The organism is Gordonia rubripertincta (assembly GCF_038024875.1).
Lineage (GTDB): Bacteria > Actinomycetota > Actinomycetes > Mycobacteriales > Mycobacteriaceae > Gordonia > Gordonia rubripertincta.
Genome location: NZ_CP136136.1, coordinates 2378859 through 2395381 on the forward strand (window position 1 = coordinate 2378859; position 16523 = coordinate 2395381).

General features: G+C 68.7%; 17 protein-coding genes. 9 read left to right on the forward strand and 8 right to left on the reverse strand.

What is annotated here, in order from left to right; translation table 11 throughout:
- Window positions 1-18: 18 nt before the first annotated feature.
- The 6 genes from RVF83_RS10800 to RVF83_RS10825 form a co-directional block, all read right to left on the reverse strand.
- A complete protein-coding gene (locus tag RVF83_RS10800) occupies window positions 19-396 on the reverse strand; it encodes a VOC family protein (protein WP_005199677.1) in 378 nt (125 codons plus the stop codon).
- A 181-nt stretch (window positions 397-577) separates the two neighbouring features.
- On the reverse strand, window positions 578-1459 hold the full coding sequence (locus RVF83_RS10805; RefSeq protein WP_005199678.1) for an endonuclease domain-containing protein: 882 nt from the start codon (window positions 1457-1459) through the stop codon (window positions 578-580).
- Between the two features lie 140 nt (window positions 1460-1599).
- A complete protein-coding gene (locus RVF83_RS10810; RefSeq protein ID WP_005199679.1) occupies window positions 1600-2541 on the reverse strand; it encodes a helix-turn-helix domain-containing protein in 942 nt (313 codons plus the stop codon).
- A 63-nt stretch (window positions 2542-2604) separates the two neighbouring features.
- Window positions 2605-2928: a hypothetical protein gene (locus RVF83_RS10815; RefSeq protein WP_005199680.1), complete on the reverse strand. Its 324-nt coding sequence runs from the start codon at window positions 2926-2928 to the stop codon at window positions 2605-2607.
- 231 nt (window positions 2929-3159) lie between these two features.
- Window positions 3160-3714, reverse strand: coding sequence for an RNA polymerase sigma factor (locus RVF83_RS10820; RefSeq protein ID WP_005199681.1), 555 nt, complete (start codon window positions 3712-3714; stop codon window positions 3160-3162).
- A 2-nt stretch (window positions 3715-3716) separates the two neighbouring features.
- Window positions 3717-4079 (reverse strand): hypothetical protein, encoded by a 363-nt coding sequence (locus RVF83_RS10825; protein WP_005199682.1) that lies wholly within the window; start codon window positions 4077-4079, stop codon window positions 3717-3719.
- A 198-nt stretch (window positions 4080-4277) separates the two neighbouring features.
- Between RVF83_RS10825 and RVF83_RS10830 the strand changes: the two genes are divergently transcribed.
- The 6 genes from RVF83_RS10830 (at window position 4278) to RVF83_RS10855 (ending at window position 11358) form a co-directional block, all read left to right on the forward strand.
- Window positions 4278-5672: a GTPase gene (locus RVF83_RS10830; RefSeq protein ID WP_005199683.1), complete on the forward strand. Its 1395-nt coding sequence runs from the start codon at window positions 4278-4280 to the stop codon at window positions 5670-5672.
- 22 nt (window positions 5673-5694) lie between these two features.
- The gene (locus RVF83_RS10835; RefSeq protein WP_005199684.1) at window positions 5695-7530 is read left to right on the forward strand and encodes a dynamin family protein; all 1836 of its coding nucleotides are present in this window, start codon (window positions 5695-5697) and stop codon (window positions 7528-7530) included.
- A 55-nt stretch (window positions 7531-7585) separates the two neighbouring features.
- Entirely contained in the window at window positions 7586-9376 is a 1791-nt protein-coding gene (locus RVF83_RS10840) for an Hsp70 family protein (RefSeq protein WP_005199685.1), read from the forward strand.
- 113 nt (window positions 9377-9489) lie between these two features.
- On the forward strand, window positions 9490-9933 hold the full coding sequence (locus tag RVF83_RS10845) for a hypothetical protein (protein WP_005199686.1): 444 nt from the start codon (window positions 9490-9492) through the stop codon (window positions 9931-9933).
- Window positions 9930-10805: a universal stress protein gene (locus RVF83_RS10850; RefSeq protein WP_005199687.1), complete on the forward strand. Its 876-nt coding sequence runs from the start codon at window positions 9930-9932 to the stop codon at window positions 10803-10805. Before RVF83_RS10845 ends, RVF83_RS10850 begins: the two co-directional genes overlap by 4 nt.
- A gap of 10 nt (window positions 10806-10815) precedes the next feature.
- Entirely contained in the window at window positions 10816-11358 is a 543-nt protein-coding gene (locus RVF83_RS10855; RefSeq protein ID WP_005199688.1) for a flavodoxin domain-containing protein, read from the forward strand.
- Between the two features lie 11 nt (window positions 11359-11369).
- On the opposite strand, the gene RVF83_RS10860 is transcribed toward RVF83_RS10855, so the two are convergent.
- The gene (locus tag RVF83_RS10860) at window positions 11370-11915 is read right to left on the reverse strand and encodes a hypothetical protein (RefSeq protein WP_210735177.1); all 546 of its coding nucleotides are present in this window, start codon (window positions 11913-11915) and stop codon (window positions 11370-11372) included.
- A gap of 150 nt (window positions 11916-12065) precedes the next feature.
- On the opposite strand from RVF83_RS10860, the gene ppsA reads away from it, so the two are divergent.
- Together ppsA and RVF83_RS10870 are read left to right on the forward strand one after the other, a co-directional pair.
- The gene (ppsA, locus tag RVF83_RS10865) at window positions 12066-14378 is read left to right on the forward strand and encodes a phosphoenolpyruvate synthase (protein ID WP_039880823.1); all 2313 of its coding nucleotides are present in this window, start codon (window positions 12066-12068) and stop codon (window positions 14376-14378) included.
- Window positions 14379-14534: 156 nt separating this feature from the next.
- Entirely contained in the window at window positions 14535-14918 is a 384-nt protein-coding gene (locus RVF83_RS10870) for a helix-turn-helix transcriptional regulator (RefSeq protein WP_005199691.1), read from the forward strand.
- A 20-nt stretch (window positions 14919-14938) separates the two neighbouring features.
- Here the strand turns inward: RVF83_RS10870 and RVF83_RS10875 are convergent, their stop codons facing one another.
- A complete protein-coding gene (locus tag RVF83_RS10875) occupies window positions 14939-15499 on the reverse strand; it encodes a hypothetical protein (RefSeq protein WP_005199692.1) in 561 nt (186 codons plus the stop codon).
- 260 nt (window positions 15500-15759) lie between these two features.
- Here RVF83_RS10875 and RVF83_RS10880 point away from each other — a divergent pair, with 260 nt between their 5' ends.
- On the forward strand, window positions 15760-16497 hold the full coding sequence (locus tag RVF83_RS10880) for a hypothetical protein (RefSeq protein WP_039880826.1): 738 nt from the start codon (window positions 15760-15762) through the stop codon (window positions 16495-16497).
- Window positions 16498-16523: the final 26 nt, after the last annotated feature.

The following is a 16523-nucleotide window of genomic DNA, read 5'->3' on the forward strand; positions in this document are numbered from 1 at the left end:
GTAGCTGCGTCGATCGTGTCAGCCGGCGTTGTCTCGGTAGGGCAGGTACTGCGCCGACCACTGGTTGCCGTCCGGGTCGGTGAAGTAGACGAAGTGACCCCACGGCTGGACGTCGACCTCACTGGCCTCGACACCCGCGGCGAGCAGCTGTTCACGGGCGGCGTCGATGTCGGTGACGCAGATGATGAGCGGGCCGGTGGTCCCGGGCGCTCGATCCGTGATGCCCTTGCCGAACGCGATCGAGCAGTTCGACCCGGGCGGGGTCATCTGGACGAAGCGGATCTCGTCACTCACGGTGTGGTCGTGATCGGGGTTGAATCCGATCGACTCGTAGAACGCCTTGGTGCGATCGACGTCTGTGACGGGCAGGGTGACGACTTCGAGCGTCCAGTTCACGGTTCCTCCTGATGTCGTGGCTTTCGGTCTGAGACTCACGATCCCAGGTATCGAGGACGATTCCGGTCCGCATTTCACGGCATTCCGGAGACGGTGTCGAACGATCGACCCCCTCGCAGTCCCGGTGATACTTCGCGTCCCGCTGACGGGCGTCGAAGGGCACTGTGCCCCCGGTGGATGCTCAGGGGGACGCGAGGTGGGCGCGGCGGGGGTCGTTGCCACGACGAATGCGGTGCCGGTCGGGGCGGGTGACCGCGCGGATGTCTTCGAGTACCTGATCCCAGCCGTAGAGCACGTCGTCGTAGGTCAGGCGCATCGTGATCCACCGGTCGATGGTCGTCATCCGGTCCCGCCGTCGGTCATTCCGGAAGGCGTTCTCGTCGGAATGGTAGGACCGGCCATCGCACTCGATGAGCAGCGCCCCGGTCCGCAGATCGGCGTGTTCGCGGCCACCGATCGACGGCTGGACGTCGACACGAAAACCCGCTGCCCGCAGTCGAAGCCGGGCTATCGATTCGGTGCCGGACTGCGAGCGCTCGTCGCACCTGGCGAACATCGCTGCCACGGTCTTGGACACGATTCCCATCTGGGCCTGTATGTCGGGGACGGTCCATTCGGTGGTGTTGAGCACCGAGTCGACCACCGCGATCCATTCCTCGGCACCCAGGCACCGGGCAGCACAGTTGAGCGCTGTCGGGATCGCATCGACCGCCGTCGTCACCGGCAGTGGGCGTCCGAAGCCCTGGCACCACCGGAACGGTCCTGTGGGCCGAGCGGCGGATTTCATGTGTTTGCTGCGCCGAACATGCGTCTCACTGTGCCCGGGTGGAATCCAGATCCCGGGGCTTCCATGCGCCTGATGGAACCGCAGCGCACTGACACACGAGAGTGCTCCACCGGCAGTCACCGCGGATACGACCCGCGAGTCGGCGCCAGGTGATCGGACCCAGCCGCGGGTGACGGAGATGAGAGTGCCGGCTCGGCGTGCCTGTGCGATGTCATCTCGCGACCAGTCCATCGCCGTCAATTCCGCGAGCGTGAAAACGCCTGATTCGGTGCCCATACCGGTTTGGACGCACCAGGCTGCCGCCGGGTTTCACGATTCGTGCGGCAGGCGATGCGCCCGATCAGGTTTGGTGTCCCCGTGGTTGTCATCCGAGGGCACTGTGCCCTCGGTGTGCCGTCAGGGGGATGCGAGCACGATTACGAACTCGCCGAGAACCGCACCGCCGCCTGCACCTGAGCGGCAACAGCGCGTCCGACGCCGAGCGGCCAGCGGTACATGACGTATTCGGCGGCCTGGTCGACGCTCAGTTGCCGGCTCGAGTTGCCTGCGCGCACCCAGAATTCGGGTACGGCGTTGTTCTTCGTGCCGCGCAGATAGACCGGGCGGGGCGACGGGGTGCACTCCACCCGGCACACGAGGACCTCGGCCGGACCCTCGGAGTCGGCGCCCCCGGAGGGGCGCGGAACCTTCTCGAAGGAGATGCCCACCTCGGCGGCGGTGCTCTGACCGAGCATCGTGGTGAGGAGGTCGCGCAGCCACAGTTCGAACCGGTCGGCGTCGGGCTGGCGGAGCAGGGTGAAATCGGCGTCGAGACCCAGGGGAGTGCCGTCGTCGTCGACGCCGATCAGCAGGTTCCCGCCGTCGGAGTTGAGGAATGCGGCCACCGTTTTGACGATCACCGCCTCGAGTGCGGGATCGCGTTGCTTGGTGCGCAGGTTCATGCGGGCGGTCGACTTGAACTCGACCCGTTCGGATTCGCCGGACTCCAGGAGTTCGGCGACCGAGATGTCGGTAGGGGTCTGCAGCCGCGCCGCGATCAACGCGTAGGCGCCGACCGCGACGATCGAACTGACAAGTCCGAGCACGATGGTCATCGCGCTCCAGATGTCCATGCGGTGGTCGACGGCGCCGGCGATGAACAGGCCGACGGCGGTGCCGACGATCGAGAGCACCATGCAGGTGGTCGTGTTCAGCCGTGCCCGTCGACGCAGCAGCCACTTCGCGACGGAACCGAAGAGCCAGGCCACGATCAGGACCAGCACCAGCGCGGTCGCCGTCGCCCACACCGGTATGGCGAACTCCAGGGCTCCGATGTTGCCGCGATCGGGGTCGGCCAGCTTGCTCAGGTCGGTTCGCACTCGGACAGTCTAGAAAGGGCGAAACCCCGGCCGCGATGCGCGACCGGGATTTCTCGGGGGGCGTCAGACCGCGTCGCCGTCGTCGATGCTGCCGAAGTCGCCGACCTCGACATTGCCCTCGTCGTCGACGGCGGTGTCGAAGGTGCCGTCGCCATCGGTGTCGGCGACCGCGAGGTCGGTGTACCCGTCCCCGTCGGTGTCGGCCTCGATGACGTCGATCTCGCCGTCGGAGTCGGTGTCGTAGGCGATGGAGTCGGCCTGGCCGTCGCCGTCGGTGTCGAGGACGGCATCGGTGACGCCGTCGCCGTCCACGTCGGTCAGGGCGGCGTCGGTGCTGCCGTCACCGTCGGTGTCGACGAGTACTGCGTCTGCGGGGATCTCGCTCATGATGTTTCCTTCCAGGGAATGCTGTGGGTGGTGGTTTTTCGTGCTCTGGTTACTTGGAGACGAACTCGGCGGTGTTTGTTCCCTGGGTGGAGTCGATCATCCGATGAGATGACCTGGCCCGCCGATGAGCACGAGGATGAGCGTAATCCCGCACCAGGTGGCCCACCCATAATTCAACCGGCTGAAACATGGCGCGGCAGAAAGTGATTCGTTAACAGTAGGCAATGACCACTAGCGCAGATCTGCGAGCAGCTCGGAGAGGATGGACCGTGCCCGTGAGATGCGGCTGCGCACGGTCTGCAGGCCGATGCCCTGTGCCGCGGCGATCTCGGAGTAGCTCAGCTCGCCGTAGACCCGCAGCACGAAGGTGGCCCGGTAGGCGTCCGGGACCTGCGACAACGCCTCCTGGATGCGATCGGACACGACGACCTGCTGTGCGACGTCGAGCGAGCTCATCGGGTCGTGGTCGTCGATGTCGTCGGCGTCGGATCGTTTGCGGATGCGCGCGAGCGCCGCGTTCGACCCGATCCGGTACAGCCACGTCGACAACTGTGCGTCGCCGCGGAAGTTGCCGATCGCGCGCCATGCGGCGACCAGTGCGTCCTGGAGCGCGTCCTCGGCGTCGTGCTGGTTGCCCGTGATGCGTAAACAGATGGCCCACAACCGATCCCGGTGCTGTTCGACGCACATGGCGAAGGCCTGCTGGTCGCCGGAGCGCGCACGCTCGAGAAGGTCGGCGCCCGAATCGGATTCGTCGATCAACGAATACACCTCCGAAGTGTCCATCCTCAGAAGTCGTCGCCGAGCGACGAGTCGTCGAAAGTCGTTTCCCCGAATGACTCGTCGCTCACGTCGTCGTCGCTGCCGAAGACGTCCGGAGAGTCGAAGGCGTCGTTCAGGCCCGGGTTGAGATCGTCATCGAACCCGACCGGTTCGGACCCGTCGGACGGTTCCTCGTCGAGCGGGTCCGGGCCGGGTGCGGCGGTCAGATCTTCGGCTAGTTCGTGCGACGGGTCGAAAGCGGTCTCCAGCGTGGAATCCCAGGTCGCGGCCGGTACGGAAAGCTCGCTCGGCGGGTCGCTCTCGCGCAGCCACGACTCGAAGCCGTCCTCGTCGAGGGGGTCGTCCCAGCTGGTGTTGGTGTCGGTCATGGTGTTCGGCTCCTGCTCGGATCTGCGACGCGCGCGGCGTCAACCCGGATACCGTCATCCGGTCGACTGTCAGGGCGGCGACAGTCATGGACAATTCTCGTCACGTGACTAGGAGTGTCGACGACGCGCAAATGTTCCCGGCGCCGACGATACGACGCAGCGTCACGAGGCGATGTCCGTGAACTGGAGGACCTATCAGTGGAGCAACACCTGACCGTGCGGGGTCGCGTGGAGCAGTTGCTCGACGAGGTCGCGCCGCTCGCACCCGACCCCGCGCTGATCGGTTCCCTGCGCGCGCAACTGGCGAACCCGCTCACCGTCGCGCTCGTCGGACGTGTCAGCGCCGGCAAGTCGACGCTGCTGAACGCACTCGTCGGCGACCGTGTCGCACCCACCGACCGCGCCGAGTGCACGAAGGTCGCCGCCCTCTACACCGAGGGCAACCCGCAGCGCGTCGAGGTCGTCGGCCTCGACGGCACCGTCACCGAGATCCCCGGAACCATGCGCGGTGACCTCGGGCGCACACCCGACGACATCGATCACGCCGTCGTGTACACCCCGTCCCGCCTGCTCCGCGAGCGGTTCCGCGTCATCGACACCCCCGGGCTGTCCGGCTTCACCGACACCGCCGAGATCGCCACCCGCCGCGTCTTCTCCGGCGAAGGCCGCCTCCCGCGACCCGATGTCGTCCTGTTCCTCCTCGACGACGCCGCGGGCCCCAAGACCGACGAGGTGCAGTTCCTCGCCGACGCCGGGGCGTCGGCGCAGAACACGATCCTGGTCATCTCCCACGCCGACCTCATCGCCGCCGACAGCCCGATGCTCAAGGCGCAGGAGATCGCCCGACGCGTCTGGCGCCGTTTCCCGGCGATCGCGGGTGCCGTGGTCGCGGTGTCCGGGCTCATGGCCGAGGCCGGGGTTTGCGGCGTCACCGAACGCGAGACGGCACAGATCTCCCGACGCGGACTCCTCGAGTCCTGGGAGCTGCTGACCATCCTCGACGGCGCGGCGCCGCCGCCACCCGGACTCGACGTCGACCTGCTGGGCAGACTCGAGGAACTGGTCGGTACCTACGCGATGGACGCCGGCGCCGACATCGCCCGTCAGGGTGCGCGTGCGTATTGCGAATGGCTGCACCGGGTCTCGGGCATCGACGAACTGCGCCTCGCGATCGGCCGGCGCTTCCTCGCGGTCGGTGACATCCTCAAGGCCCGTACCGTGCTCGCCGAACTGCGCGAGGCCGCGTATCGCAGTCCGCGACGCGACGTCTTCCTCGAGGCGATCGAGGAGGCCGAGACCGCCCCCGAGCTCCACCGGTTGCGCGAGGTCGCCGCACTCGAGGCCCTCGCGCGCTGGCAACCCGACAGCGACCTCGTCGGCGAGCTCAACCTCGTCGTCGCGAGTCGCGATGTGCGCCTGCTGTTGTCGCTGCCGCCCGACGCCGCGCCACCGCAGATCGCCGACGCCGCGAAGGAACGCGCCACCGACTGCCGCATGCGACGCGCCTTCGCCGCGACGTCGGCGGAGAAGGAGGCCTTGCTGGTGCTCGAACAGACCTACCAGTTGGTGCGCCGCGGACGGTGGACCACATGAGCCGGGGAACAGTGGTGCGGCGATGACTCTCGAGAAGACACCCGCCAAGTCCGCGGCACCCACCCCCGACACGACGCTACGAGCCGCCGTGGACATGCTGCGCAAACAGGGCGAGGACGCCATCGCCGATCGTGCTCTCCGCGTGCGGGACCGACCCGCCCCGCAGGGCACCATCGTGGTGATCGGCGAGGTCAGCCGCGGCAAGAGTTCGCTGGTCAACACCCTTGTCGGCGTGAGCGGACTGGCGCCGGTCGACACCGAGATCACCACCTCGGTCTACGTCCGGTTCACCCCCGCGACCGACGACCTCCCCGTCGGTTCGGCGCTCATCGAGTTCCCCGGTGCCACACATCGCATCCCGGTCGCCGACCTCGCCGACTGGATCACCGTCGGCGGCCACTACGCCGCGGGGGTGCCCGCCGAACGTCTCGCCCCCGGCGCCCCGGTGGATTCCGTTCTCGTGCCGCCGGTCTCGGCTCGCGTCGCCATCGACTCGCCACTACTCCCGGGAGTCACCATCGTCGACACCCCGGGCGTCGGATCGCTGGTCCCCGAACACGTCGAAGCCGCGGTCAGCGCGGCCCGCGGCGCATCGGTGCTCGTGATGGTATGCGACGCGACGGCCCCGCTGTCGGCCCCCGAACTCGCCTTCCTGTCCAGCGTCAGCGAGGAGGTCGCCTCGGTGGTCCTGGTGGTCACCAAGACCGATCTGGTGATGCGGCAGTGGCGCACCATCGTCGCCGAGAACCGAAAACTGATCGGCGCCAACGCCCCTCGTTTCGCGCACATCCCGATCATCGGCATCTCCAACCGCATCGCCGAACAGGCCGCCGCCATCACCGACCCCGAACGCCACGACCGCGCCTTCGCCGCGTCGGGCGTCCCCGAACTCGTCGACGCACTCACCCCGATGGTCGCCGAGGGTGCTGCGTCGCCGGAACGCAATGCGCTGCAACTGACCTTCGCCGGACTCGACGACGTCCGCAAACGGCTCGTCCTGGAGATGAAGGCCGCCACCGCGACCCCCGCCGAACGCGCCGACATCGAGGCCGAACGAGATCGCCTGCAGCGCCTCAAGGATCGCCGACGCGAGTGGCGCGCCCGGCTCAACCAGGACATCACCGCCGCGTCGTTGCAGACCGAGGACCTGATCCGCGACCGATTCGACAAACTCCTCGGCCAGTGGTCGACGCGCATCGACAAGCTTCGCTTCTACGAACCCCATCGCGCCGGACAGGAACTGATCGGTCAGATGACCGTCGACCTCGAGGCCGCGGCCCGCGAGGTCAGCGCATTCTTCGTCGCCGGGATCGAGCGGATCGCCGACAACCTCTTCGCCGACGCCACCATCTCCGGCGACCTCGTCGACCGGATCTCCGGCAATGTGTCCGACCTCAAGTTGCGGGAGCAGGAGAAGATCTCGCCGTGGAAGAACATGGTCGACCCGGTGTTGCTGTCGATCGTCGCCGCCGGTGGCCCGCTGGCCATCATCCCGGTGGTCAACGTGGTGGCCGTGCCGGTGTGGGCCGGTGTGGTGGTCGGCTTCCGGGCGTCGAAGGTCGGCAAGGAGAACCACCGGAAGTGGCTGACCAAGGCGGTCAACGACATGAAGGCCGACGTCCGGTCGCAACTGCAGTCGATCAAGTCGGACGCAAGCGCCGACCTGCAGATCGCCTACGACGAACTGCTCGAACGACTCCTGGCCGAGTCGACGAAGATCCTCAACGACGCCGCGGTCGAGGCCAAGAAGTCGGCTGCCGACCGGGAGCGGACCGCCGCCGATCTGCGTACCCAGATCGTGGCGGTCGACAACGTCCGCAAAGCGATCGCCCGAGTTCTTCGGGCGCCCACCGGATGAACGCCGGTCGGTTGTGTAACCATGTGCCCCAGGGCGGATGGTGGGAGGTGGTCAGGTGACGCAGGAGAGCCGCCGTCGACTGTGTATCGACTTCGGTACGAGCAACACCGCGGCCGCGTACCGCGTCGGGCTGGCCGAACCGGTCATCGTGCCGCTGGGTGCCGGCGGTCCCGCGATGCCGTCCGCGGTCTTCGCCGACGACGCCGGGATCGTCGTCGGGCACGACGCCGTGCATCGCCGCGTGCAGGCACCCGACGCCTACGAGGACTCGCCGAAGTCGCGGATCGACGAGGGCGAGGTCGAACTCGGCGACCGGTTCTGGCCGATCGAGGACCTCATCGGCGCGGTCCTGCGGCACGTGCACCGAACTGCGCTGCGCCACAGCGGACTCCCCGAGTTCGACTCGATCATCCTGACCCACCCCGACAAGTGGAGCGAACGCCGCAAGGGTGTGCTCCGCCGCGCCGCCGAGCGCGCGGGCATCTCCGCCAACCGGTTGCGCATCGCCTCGGAATCCCTGGCCGCCGCTTGGTATTACGTCTACCGCGGACACGACGTCACGGGTGACGAGCGGATGTGTGTCTTCGACTTCGGCGCCGGTACCTGCGATGTCGCCGTCCTCATCCGCGCCGGGGCCGACGGTTTCACCGTCACCGGATCCGGCGGCGACAACAACCTCGGCGGCCGCGACCTCGATGCCCGCATGACGCGGTGGGTGCTCGAGGAAGCCGCCGAACTCGACCCCGAACTCCCGGCCCGCCTTCGCGCCCCGGCCGCCGCCATCGCCCTCGCCGACCATGTCCGTTCCGCCAAGGAAGCCCTCTCCGACACCGCGCAGGCCGTCATCGAACTGCCCGGCACCGGGCACACGCTGCTGCTGACCCGCCGCGAGTTCGAGTCGATGATCGCGCCGTTCGTGGAACGCGCCGTCGAACTGACCCGCGACGCCATCGCCCGCGCCGATGCCGCCGGTACCGGGCCGAAGGGGCCGGTCATCGTCTACGTCACCGGCGGGACCAGCAGCATCCCGATGCTGCAGTCGGCCCTGTCGTCGGTGGGTCGTGTCGCCCGGATCGGCGACCCCAAGGTCGTCGTCGCCCAGGGCGGCCTGCTGCGGTCGACCAACGTCGACGTCCACGACGCCGCCGGGGCCCAGCAGTACGCGGCCCGCCCCGCCGATCCGCCGATGCCGGCGACCGCGGTCGACGCCTCCGCACGCCGGATCGCATTCCCGACCCTCCCGCCCGGCGCCGTCGTCTCCGGTGTCCTCGCGCGGACCGGTCAGGTCGTGCGCGCGGGGGAGCCGCTGGCGACACTCGACTCGCCGTCGGGCCGGCTGACGGTCGACGCCCCGGCGGCGGGCACCCTGCACGGACTCGACCTGCGTCCCGGCGTCGTCGCCCAGCCGGGCGTCGTCTTCGGCGCCGTCGGCCCGGCCGATCTCCGGCCCGAACAGTGGTCGCAACTCCACCGTGCCCCGGCCGGCATCACCGCCGCGCAGCCGGTGCCACCGCCCCAGCCGGTGTATGCGCAACCGCAGCCGATGTATGCACAGCCACCGCCAGCACCCGGGCGACAACCCGGTTACCCGCCCGTCGGTCCTGCTGCGGCGCAGCCCGTTCCGGCGTCGTCGGGCATCAACACCTATGGCCTGGTGGGACTGATCCTCGGCATCCTCGGGTTCCCGATCTGTCTCGGCACGATCGTCGGCATGGCCGTCACCGTGATCGGCATCAACCGGGCGGAGGGAGAGCGCGGCGCCCTGCTGATGACGGCACTCGGCGTGAACATCCTCGGCACCATCGCGTGGATCGCGCTTCTCATCTGGAGCTTCGCCTCCGGCTGAGTACCGCGGTCGCGGGACCTTTGGACGGCCCGCGATGACCTTCGACTCAGGTTCGGCGCCGAGGTCGCGACGACGATGAGAGGTGCCGGCGTCGTCGAACCCTCGGAGCAGCCGTGACCACCTCGAAGTCGTTGTCGGACCGCCGGGTCGAGGCACGGAACAGGCGAGTCGGCTATTCGGTGAGTGTCGCCGTGAACGTCGTCCTGCTGGTCGCCGTCGTCGGCTGGCCGGGCTGGGAGGCGGTCCCATTCCTCACCGACGACTTCCGGCAGATCGTCGGCTGGGTCGTTGCCGCGCTGGGCGCCGGGATCGTGAGCAACTCGGTCTACGCCGTCACCGACTCGCCGGCGATCCGCGCCGTCGGTGAACTGGTGGTCGACGCGATCGGGCTGGTCGCCCTCATCAGGCTGTGGCAGGTCTTCCCCTTCGACTTCGGCGACACCGACACCCCCTGGTCGACGGTGGTGCGCGTCGTCCTCGCCGTGGGCATCGCCGGCACCGCGATCGCGATGGTCGTCGTCATCGTGCAGACCGCTCTACGAAGGAGATCACCATGACCGATTCGACCGCACCGATCGTCGTCGGCGTCGACGGCTCCGACTGTGCACTGATGGCCGTCCGCTGGGCTGCGGCGGCCGCATCCCGCGAAAAGCGTCCGCTGCGTGTGCTGTCCGCGGTCGGCATCATCCCGGGGGCGTACGCGCCCACCGCGATGATGACGTCGGATGTCGTCGTCGAGGCGATGCAGTCCGATGCCCGGCGCGCGGTCGAGGCCGGGACGGCGGCGGCGAAGGAGACGGCGCCCGAGGTGCCGGTCGACGGCACGGTCGTCGGCGGTTCGCCGCTCCTCGCACTCCGGCACGCGTCCAGCGGGGCGCACCTCCTGGTCGTGGGTCGACGCGGTGTCGGCGGCGTCCGCGGACTGCTGCTCGGCTCCGTGAGCAACGACGCCGCGATCCATGCCGAATGCCCGGTCGTCGTGGTGGGCGGCCCGTCGCCGACCGCTGGCCCCGTGGTGGTCGGCGTCGACGGTTCGCCGACCTCCACCGCCGCGATCGGCCACGCCTTCCGGCAGGCCGACCTGCTGCAGACGTCCCTGCTCGCGGTGCACACGTTCGGCGGCTTCTCCGGGACCGCGTTCTACGGTGACCAGCACCAGATCATCCGGCAGCTCCGGGACGAGGCGGAGGAACTGCTCGGCGAGCAGCTCGCCGGATATCCGGAGGACTATCCGGACGTCAAGATCGAGCGCCGTGTCGAGATCAAGTCTCCCGCCGACGCTCTCGTCGATGCCGCCGAGACCGCCCAGCTGGTCGTCGTGGGCACACGTGGCCGCGGCGGAATCCGCGGTCTCCTGCTGGGATCGACCAGTCGGGCGGTCCTGCAGGTCGCGCAGTGCCCGGTGATGGTCACCCACACCGCCCCCTGATGCGGAGAACGTGGTGACGGCGAAGCGCACCGTGGTCGCCTACGCGAGTGCGCACGGATCGACGGAGGAGATCGCGGACCGGATCGCCGACGGCCTGCGTGCCGGTGGAGCCACGGTCCAACTGTGCGATCTCACCGCCGCCGGTCCGCCGGACCACACCGCCCTCGGCGCCGACCATCTCGTCATCGGCAGTGCGATCCACAACGGGCAGTGGCTGCCCGAGGCCGAGCGGTTCGCCGAGATGGTGTCGAACGAACGCGACGGCCCCGTGTGGGCGTTCTCGGTCTCCTCGGTCGGAGCGACCTCCACCTTCCTGTCGCCCCGGATGGCCGGCTTCCTCCGATCGCACACGCCGCTGCCACGCGCTGTCGCGGCGATCGAGGAGAAGGGGGTCCTGCGCTCGCACCGGGCCTTCGCCGGCGCCATCGGCAAGGGGTACTGGCCGGGGTTCGGGCGAATCCTGTTCCGTCTCATGGGTGGTCGCTACGGTGATGCCCGCGACTGGGACGACATCGAGCACTGGACCCGACAGATCGTCGACGACGGCGGCTGAGTCGCGTCGGATCACACCGGCCGCCACCACGACCCGTCTGGTTCGCCGGGCGTACCGTCCAGCAGCGATTCCCGCGTGCTGTCGCCGACGACGTGGAACCGGATGGAGTCCCGTCGACTCACGATCATGAGCGGCCACCAGAGGGCACGCACGTAGTCGATCGCGCTGTCGTAGCCGTCCCACTCGTAGATGCCCCGGTACACGTGGTTGGCGTCGGCCGTCATCCACAGTTTGGTCACGAATCCGTCGAAACCGGCGAACAAGACGGTGTTGCAGACACTTTCGAGCCGGAACAGCCGATGCGCGACCCGGTTGCCGCCCACCCAGCGCAACCGGAACGCGACGATGAGGCTGACCGGTTCGGTGACCGGGCCGTTGTCGTGAACGGTCTCCCGGTAGACGGTGGCCTGCGTTCCGTCGGCGAAGGCGATGACGCGACCGAGGTTCGTCGACGGTTGATGCAGTCGCCGCTGCCGAAGCGACCTCGCGACGTCCACCAGGCATCGTCCGACGGCGGCGAACGCCTGCGGCCATGGGAGCGGTTGTGGGGTGGACATCTTCTGCACCGTCTTCTCGCCGACGTCTCCGCGAAGACCCGACACAGAACATTCGACGCCACGAACGCACCACGACGAAGAGACCTTGGTCACCACGGTCGTCGCCGTTGGTCACTAGGGTTCGCGCCGCGAGAAGAGAATCGTGAGCGTATGAGGCATGTACTGACCTTCGCCGAGCTGGGACTCGAGCAGATGATGGTGGTCGGCGGCAAAGCCGCGAACCTGGGGGAACTCGTCACGGCCGGGCTGCCGGTACCTGACGGTTTCGCGCTGACCGCCGACGCGTTCGCGGAGTCGATGCGGGACGGCGGGGTGTACGACGACCTGGCCGCCACCCACCGCGAGGCCCTGTCGGCGGTCGGTGACGATGCCCGGCTCGCCGACCTGAGCCACCGGATGGCCGAGATGGTGACGAAGGTCGGCATCACCCCGCGGGTCGTCGACGAGGCGCTCGCCGCATACCGGGACCTCGACACCGGTTCCGAAGCGCACGGGGCCGACGCGAACGGGCCCGGCGCCAACGTGGCGGTGCGATCGTCGGCGGTCGGGGAGGACGGCAAGGACGCATCGTTCGCGGGCATGAACGCGTCGTTCACCAATGTCGGTTCCGCCGACGAACTCCTGGGCGCGATCGTGCGGTGCTGGGCGTCGCTGTTCTCCCCTCGGGTCGTCTCCTATCGAGCCGAGAAGGGGTTGTCGTCGGATCCGCTCATGGCGGTGGTGGTGCAGAAGATGGTGGCGTCGGAGGTCGCCGGGATCGTCTTCACCGCCGACCCCGTGACCGGCGACCGCGACCATCTCGTCGTCGAGGCCGTCGAAGGGCTCGGCGAGGCGGTGGTGTCCGGTGCGGTCACCCCCGACACCTTCCTGGTGGCGAGGACGGACTGTTCGGTTCTCGAGACCAGCATGGGCAACCAGGAGTTCCGGATCGTGCGGGGCAGCGACGGCCACGACCGCCGTGAGCCGGTGGCGCCGGGGAGGACCACGCCGGTCATCGACACCACGACCGTCCAGACGATCGCGCGGATGGCACTGCGGGCCGAACGGCACTATGCGCGCCCGCAGGACATGGAGTGGGCCATCGACCCGCAGCACCGGATCTGGATCGTCCAGTCCCGGCCGATCACCACCGGGGTGGAGGCCCAGGACGAATCGCCCAAGCAGGTCCTGGTGCGCGGTCTCGCCGCCGCCCCGGGCATCGCGAGCGGTGAGGTCCGCGTCCTGCATTCGCCGCGCGACGGGCACGAACTCGTCGACGGCGAGGTGCTCGTCGCGCCGATGACCGACCCCGACTGGCTGCCGACCATCCGCCGCGCCTCGGCCGTGGTCACCGACCGCGGTGGCATCACCTGTCACGCGGCGATCGTCGCCCGCGAGGTCGGCGTCCCGTGCATCGTCGGAACCCGAACGGGCACCAAGGTTCTCACGGCCGGATCGGTGGTGACCGTCGACGGTGGGTCCGGTGAGGTCAGGTCCGGTCGCGTCGCCCCGCAGCGGGCGACGGTCTCCGAGGCCCCGGCATCATCCCCGTCCCAGGGGCAACCTGCCGTGGTGACGGCGACCAAGGTGTACGTCAACCTCGGGTCGCCCGAGCATGCCGCCGAGGTCGGCGCGACCGACATCGACGGCGTGGGTCTGCTCCGCGCCGAGTTCATGCTCACCGAGGCGCTGGCGGGGCGTCACCCGCGCGCGGTCATCGCCGCCGGCGAGACCGAGGCGGCCGTCTCGGCCATGGCGGACGCGCTGGGACGCATCGCGGGACCGTTCGGCACCCGGCCGGTGGTGTACCGGACAACCGACCTGCGCACCAACGAGTTCCGCGGACTCGAGGGCGGAGCGGAGTTCGAACCAGAGGAACGCAACCCGATGATCGGCTTCCGCGGCTGCTATCGCTACGTCTCGGAACCCGAGGTTTTCCGGCTCGAACTCACGGCGCTTGCGCGGGCCCGGGAGACGCACCCCAACCTGCACGTGATGCTGCCCTTCGTCCGGACCCGCTGGGAGCTCGAACGCTGCCTGGAACTCATCGACGAGAGTCCGCTCGGCCGCCAGCGCGGCCTGCATCGCTGGGTGATGGCCGAGGTGCCGTCGGTGATGTACTGGCTCCCCGAATACGTCAAGGCCGGCATCGACGGGGTGTCGATCGGCAGCAACGACCTCACCCAGCTGATCCTCGGCGTCGACCGCGATTCCGAATCCTGCGCCGAACTGTTCGACGGCAGCGTCCCGGCCGTCCTCGACGCGATCGCGACGATCATCTCCACTGCCCGCCGCTGCGGCATCACCTCGTCGCTGTGCGGGCAGGCGCCGTCGACCAACCCGGATTTCGCCGAACGCCTCGTGCGGATGGGGATCACTTCCGTGTCGGTGAATCCCGACGCCATCGCCACCACTCGGGTGCACGTCGCCCGGGCCGAACAGCGACTGCTCGTCGAGGCCGTTCTCGACAGACCGGGGCGGTAGACCTCGACGGGTCGTTCGGCGCAGTTGGAGGCATTGCGACCCTGTTGTCGGCGGCTCGTGAGGAGGATCGTGTACCTCACCGGCGCGTGAGCAGGCCGACGTGCCCGATTTCGTCTGCCCCGCGCGGCGGTCTCCTGAGCGAAGGGAGGATGGCAGATGAGAGCTGTTGAGCGCGCCGCCATTCGTGTCCACATCCTGGGTATCGGCCTGAACGGAGACGCGTCAGACCATCTGATACTCGACGAACTCCAGCGCCGCGGTTATCGCGTCCGGCCGGGTGAGCTCCGGTCGGTGCTCGACGAACTCGTCGGGCGGGGGCTCGTCGGCGTCTGTGAGGCGCCGGCGGGGTATCCGGGGCGTCGGACCTACGAGACCACCCCGGCCGGCCGGATGTCCTGGGCGGAGGAATGCCGGGCCCTGAGCAAACTCACGCACGAGGTGTTCGGGACCCGTCTACCTCCGCTGCCGCCGCATGTCGGCATCGACGACTCGCAGGCCTGGTTGTCGACACGGGACCTCGAGGACGCCGAGGACAGCTGAGCAGGACGGTCCGGGGAATCTCACCGGTGGCTGTCGATGTCGAACTCGCGCCACTCGGCCTCCCACCGCCGCATCCGATGCCGGTCGGCGGCCGCCCGGACCAGCAGGACCAGGCCCCACCAGCCCATCGCGGTCAGCATCACGACGCCGAGCCCGGCCATGACACCCTCGACGACGGCATCGGTGTGGGTGACCGGCGGGTCTGCCACATGTTGCTCGTCGTCGAGCCAGATGATGCGGACCCGGCCGATTCGGTCGTGCCGCTCGGCGTCCACCTCGGCGGTCAGGCGGGCGCCGTCGGGCCGTCGCCACGCGACGACCGTCGGATCGTCGTCCTGCCGAGGTGTCCCGATGACGGTGGCACTCACCGAGTGGCGCGGTCCCTGGACCTCCGCGACCGCCTTGTGTGCCGCGTAGGTGTTGCCGCCGATGGTCAGGGAGACGAGCAGGCCCGCCAGCGCCGACACGAGCAGCGCCACGAGCACGAGCGATTCGAGCCGGTCCATCGGTCTGACGAGCCGGTTCGACGAGGCGTGCATGAGGCGCCAGCTGTGCAACTCACGGGAGAGGAAGCGCAGCATGAAGAGTCCCTCCGTCGAAGCCCTCTGATTTGAGTGAAACCCGTCGGGCGCGCAAAGGGAAGGGTCTTCCGTCGCGGATTGTCCGCGACCCCTTTCTTCGTCATCAGTCGTTCGACTCATACTTTTCCGTAGTTCGGGCTATGGTGATCGTGCGCTTCGTTAACGGCATCGAAGGGGGTGCTCGGAGCGTAGGGGGTCAACACCGGGGTGGGCAGATTCCACACCGGAGCGTTTGTGGTCTACGTGTGTGGAGGGCTCAGTTGACCAGTACTCTTTCGGCGCGCGCATCTAAGCGAAGCACCAGAAAATTTCTCGAACCGTCGGCAATCGCCGAGGCCATCGCCATCGAGCAGCACATCGTGTTGTCCGGATATCAGGCGCTGACCCATTATTCGTCGACTTTCGGCCTGACCGAACACCTGGTCCGGGAGATCGACGACGCGGCGGGACGCCATCAGGCGATCGTCTCCCGGTTGCGGCGGATGCATGCGGATGCTCTTGCCGCAGAGACCATTTCGTCCGCACATCAGGAGGCGCTGGCTGCGCTGGGGCTTCTCGAGCCCAGCCGGGCCGAGGCCGTCGGCGTCACGCCGCCGCGGCCGGTGCAGGTGTGCCACGTCATCCAGTCGCACCCGGCTCGCCTCGGGGATCCGGCCTCGCGGGCGATCGTCTCGCTGGCCTTCCTGCTCGTCGCGGTGCATGCGCTGACCGATCCGACGAACTGCGGAACCGCCTCTCCCTCACTCAATCTCGTGCCACCGCCGCTGCACCGCGACCGTGCGCTGCTCGAGAAGGTGCTCGTCCACGCGGTGGCTGCCTTCGACGAGGCGTCGATCGCGGAGCTGACCGGGTACATCTCGGAGGCCAGTGCGTCGTTTGCCGGCTGGTCGACCGAGACCCAGCGCGGCTTGTCGGTGCTGCGGTACAACCCGCATTCGTTGCGCACGTCGTGTCAGAGCGTGGGCCTCAGGGAGATCGACGTCCGCATCGCCGGCTGACTGCGGCGTCTGACAGTCGGTCCGTG

What these genes read in the sequence shown, in the direction of transcription:
- RVF83_RS10870 (WP_005199691.1), top strand. Translation starts at nt 14,535, where the DNA reads ATGAGAGCTGTTGAGCGCGCCGCCATTCGTGTCCACATCCTGGGTATC.
- RVF83_RS10875 (WP_005199692.1), bottom strand. Translation starts at nt 15,499, where the DNA reads ATGCTGCGCTTCCTCTCCCGTGAGTTGCACAGCTGGCGCCTCATGCAC.
- RVF83_RS10815 (WP_005199680.1), bottom strand. Translation starts at nt 2,928, where the DNA reads ATGAGCGAGATCCCCGCAGACGCAGTACTCGTCGACACCGACGGTGAC.
- RVF83_RS10860 (WP_210735177.1), bottom strand. Translation starts at nt 11,915, where the DNA reads ATGTCCACCCCACAACCGCTCCCATGGCCGCAGGCGTTCGCCGCCGTC.
- RVF83_RS10835 (WP_005199684.1), top strand. Translation starts at nt 5,695, where the DNA reads ATGACTCTCGAGAAGACACCCGCCAAGTCCGCGGCACCCACCCCCGAC.
- ppsA (WP_039880823.1), top strand. Translation starts at nt 12,066, where the DNA reads ATGAGGCATGTACTGACCTTCGCCGAGCTGGGACTCGAGCAGATGATG.
- RVF83_RS10805 (WP_005199678.1), bottom strand. Translation starts at nt 1,459, where the DNA reads ATGGGCACCGAATCAGGCGTTTTCACGCTCGCGGAATTGACGGCGATG.
- RVF83_RS10825 (WP_005199682.1), bottom strand. Translation starts at nt 4,079, where the DNA reads ATGACCGACACCAACACCAGCTGGGACGACCCCCTCGACGAGGACGGC.
- RVF83_RS10850 (WP_005199687.1), top strand. Translation starts at nt 9,930, where the DNA reads ATGACCGATTCGACCGCACCGATCGTCGTCGGCGTCGACGGCTCCGAC.
- RVF83_RS10820 (WP_005199681.1), bottom strand. Translation starts at nt 3,714, where the DNA reads ATGGACACTTCGGAGGTGTATTCGTTGATCGACGAATCCGATTCGGGC.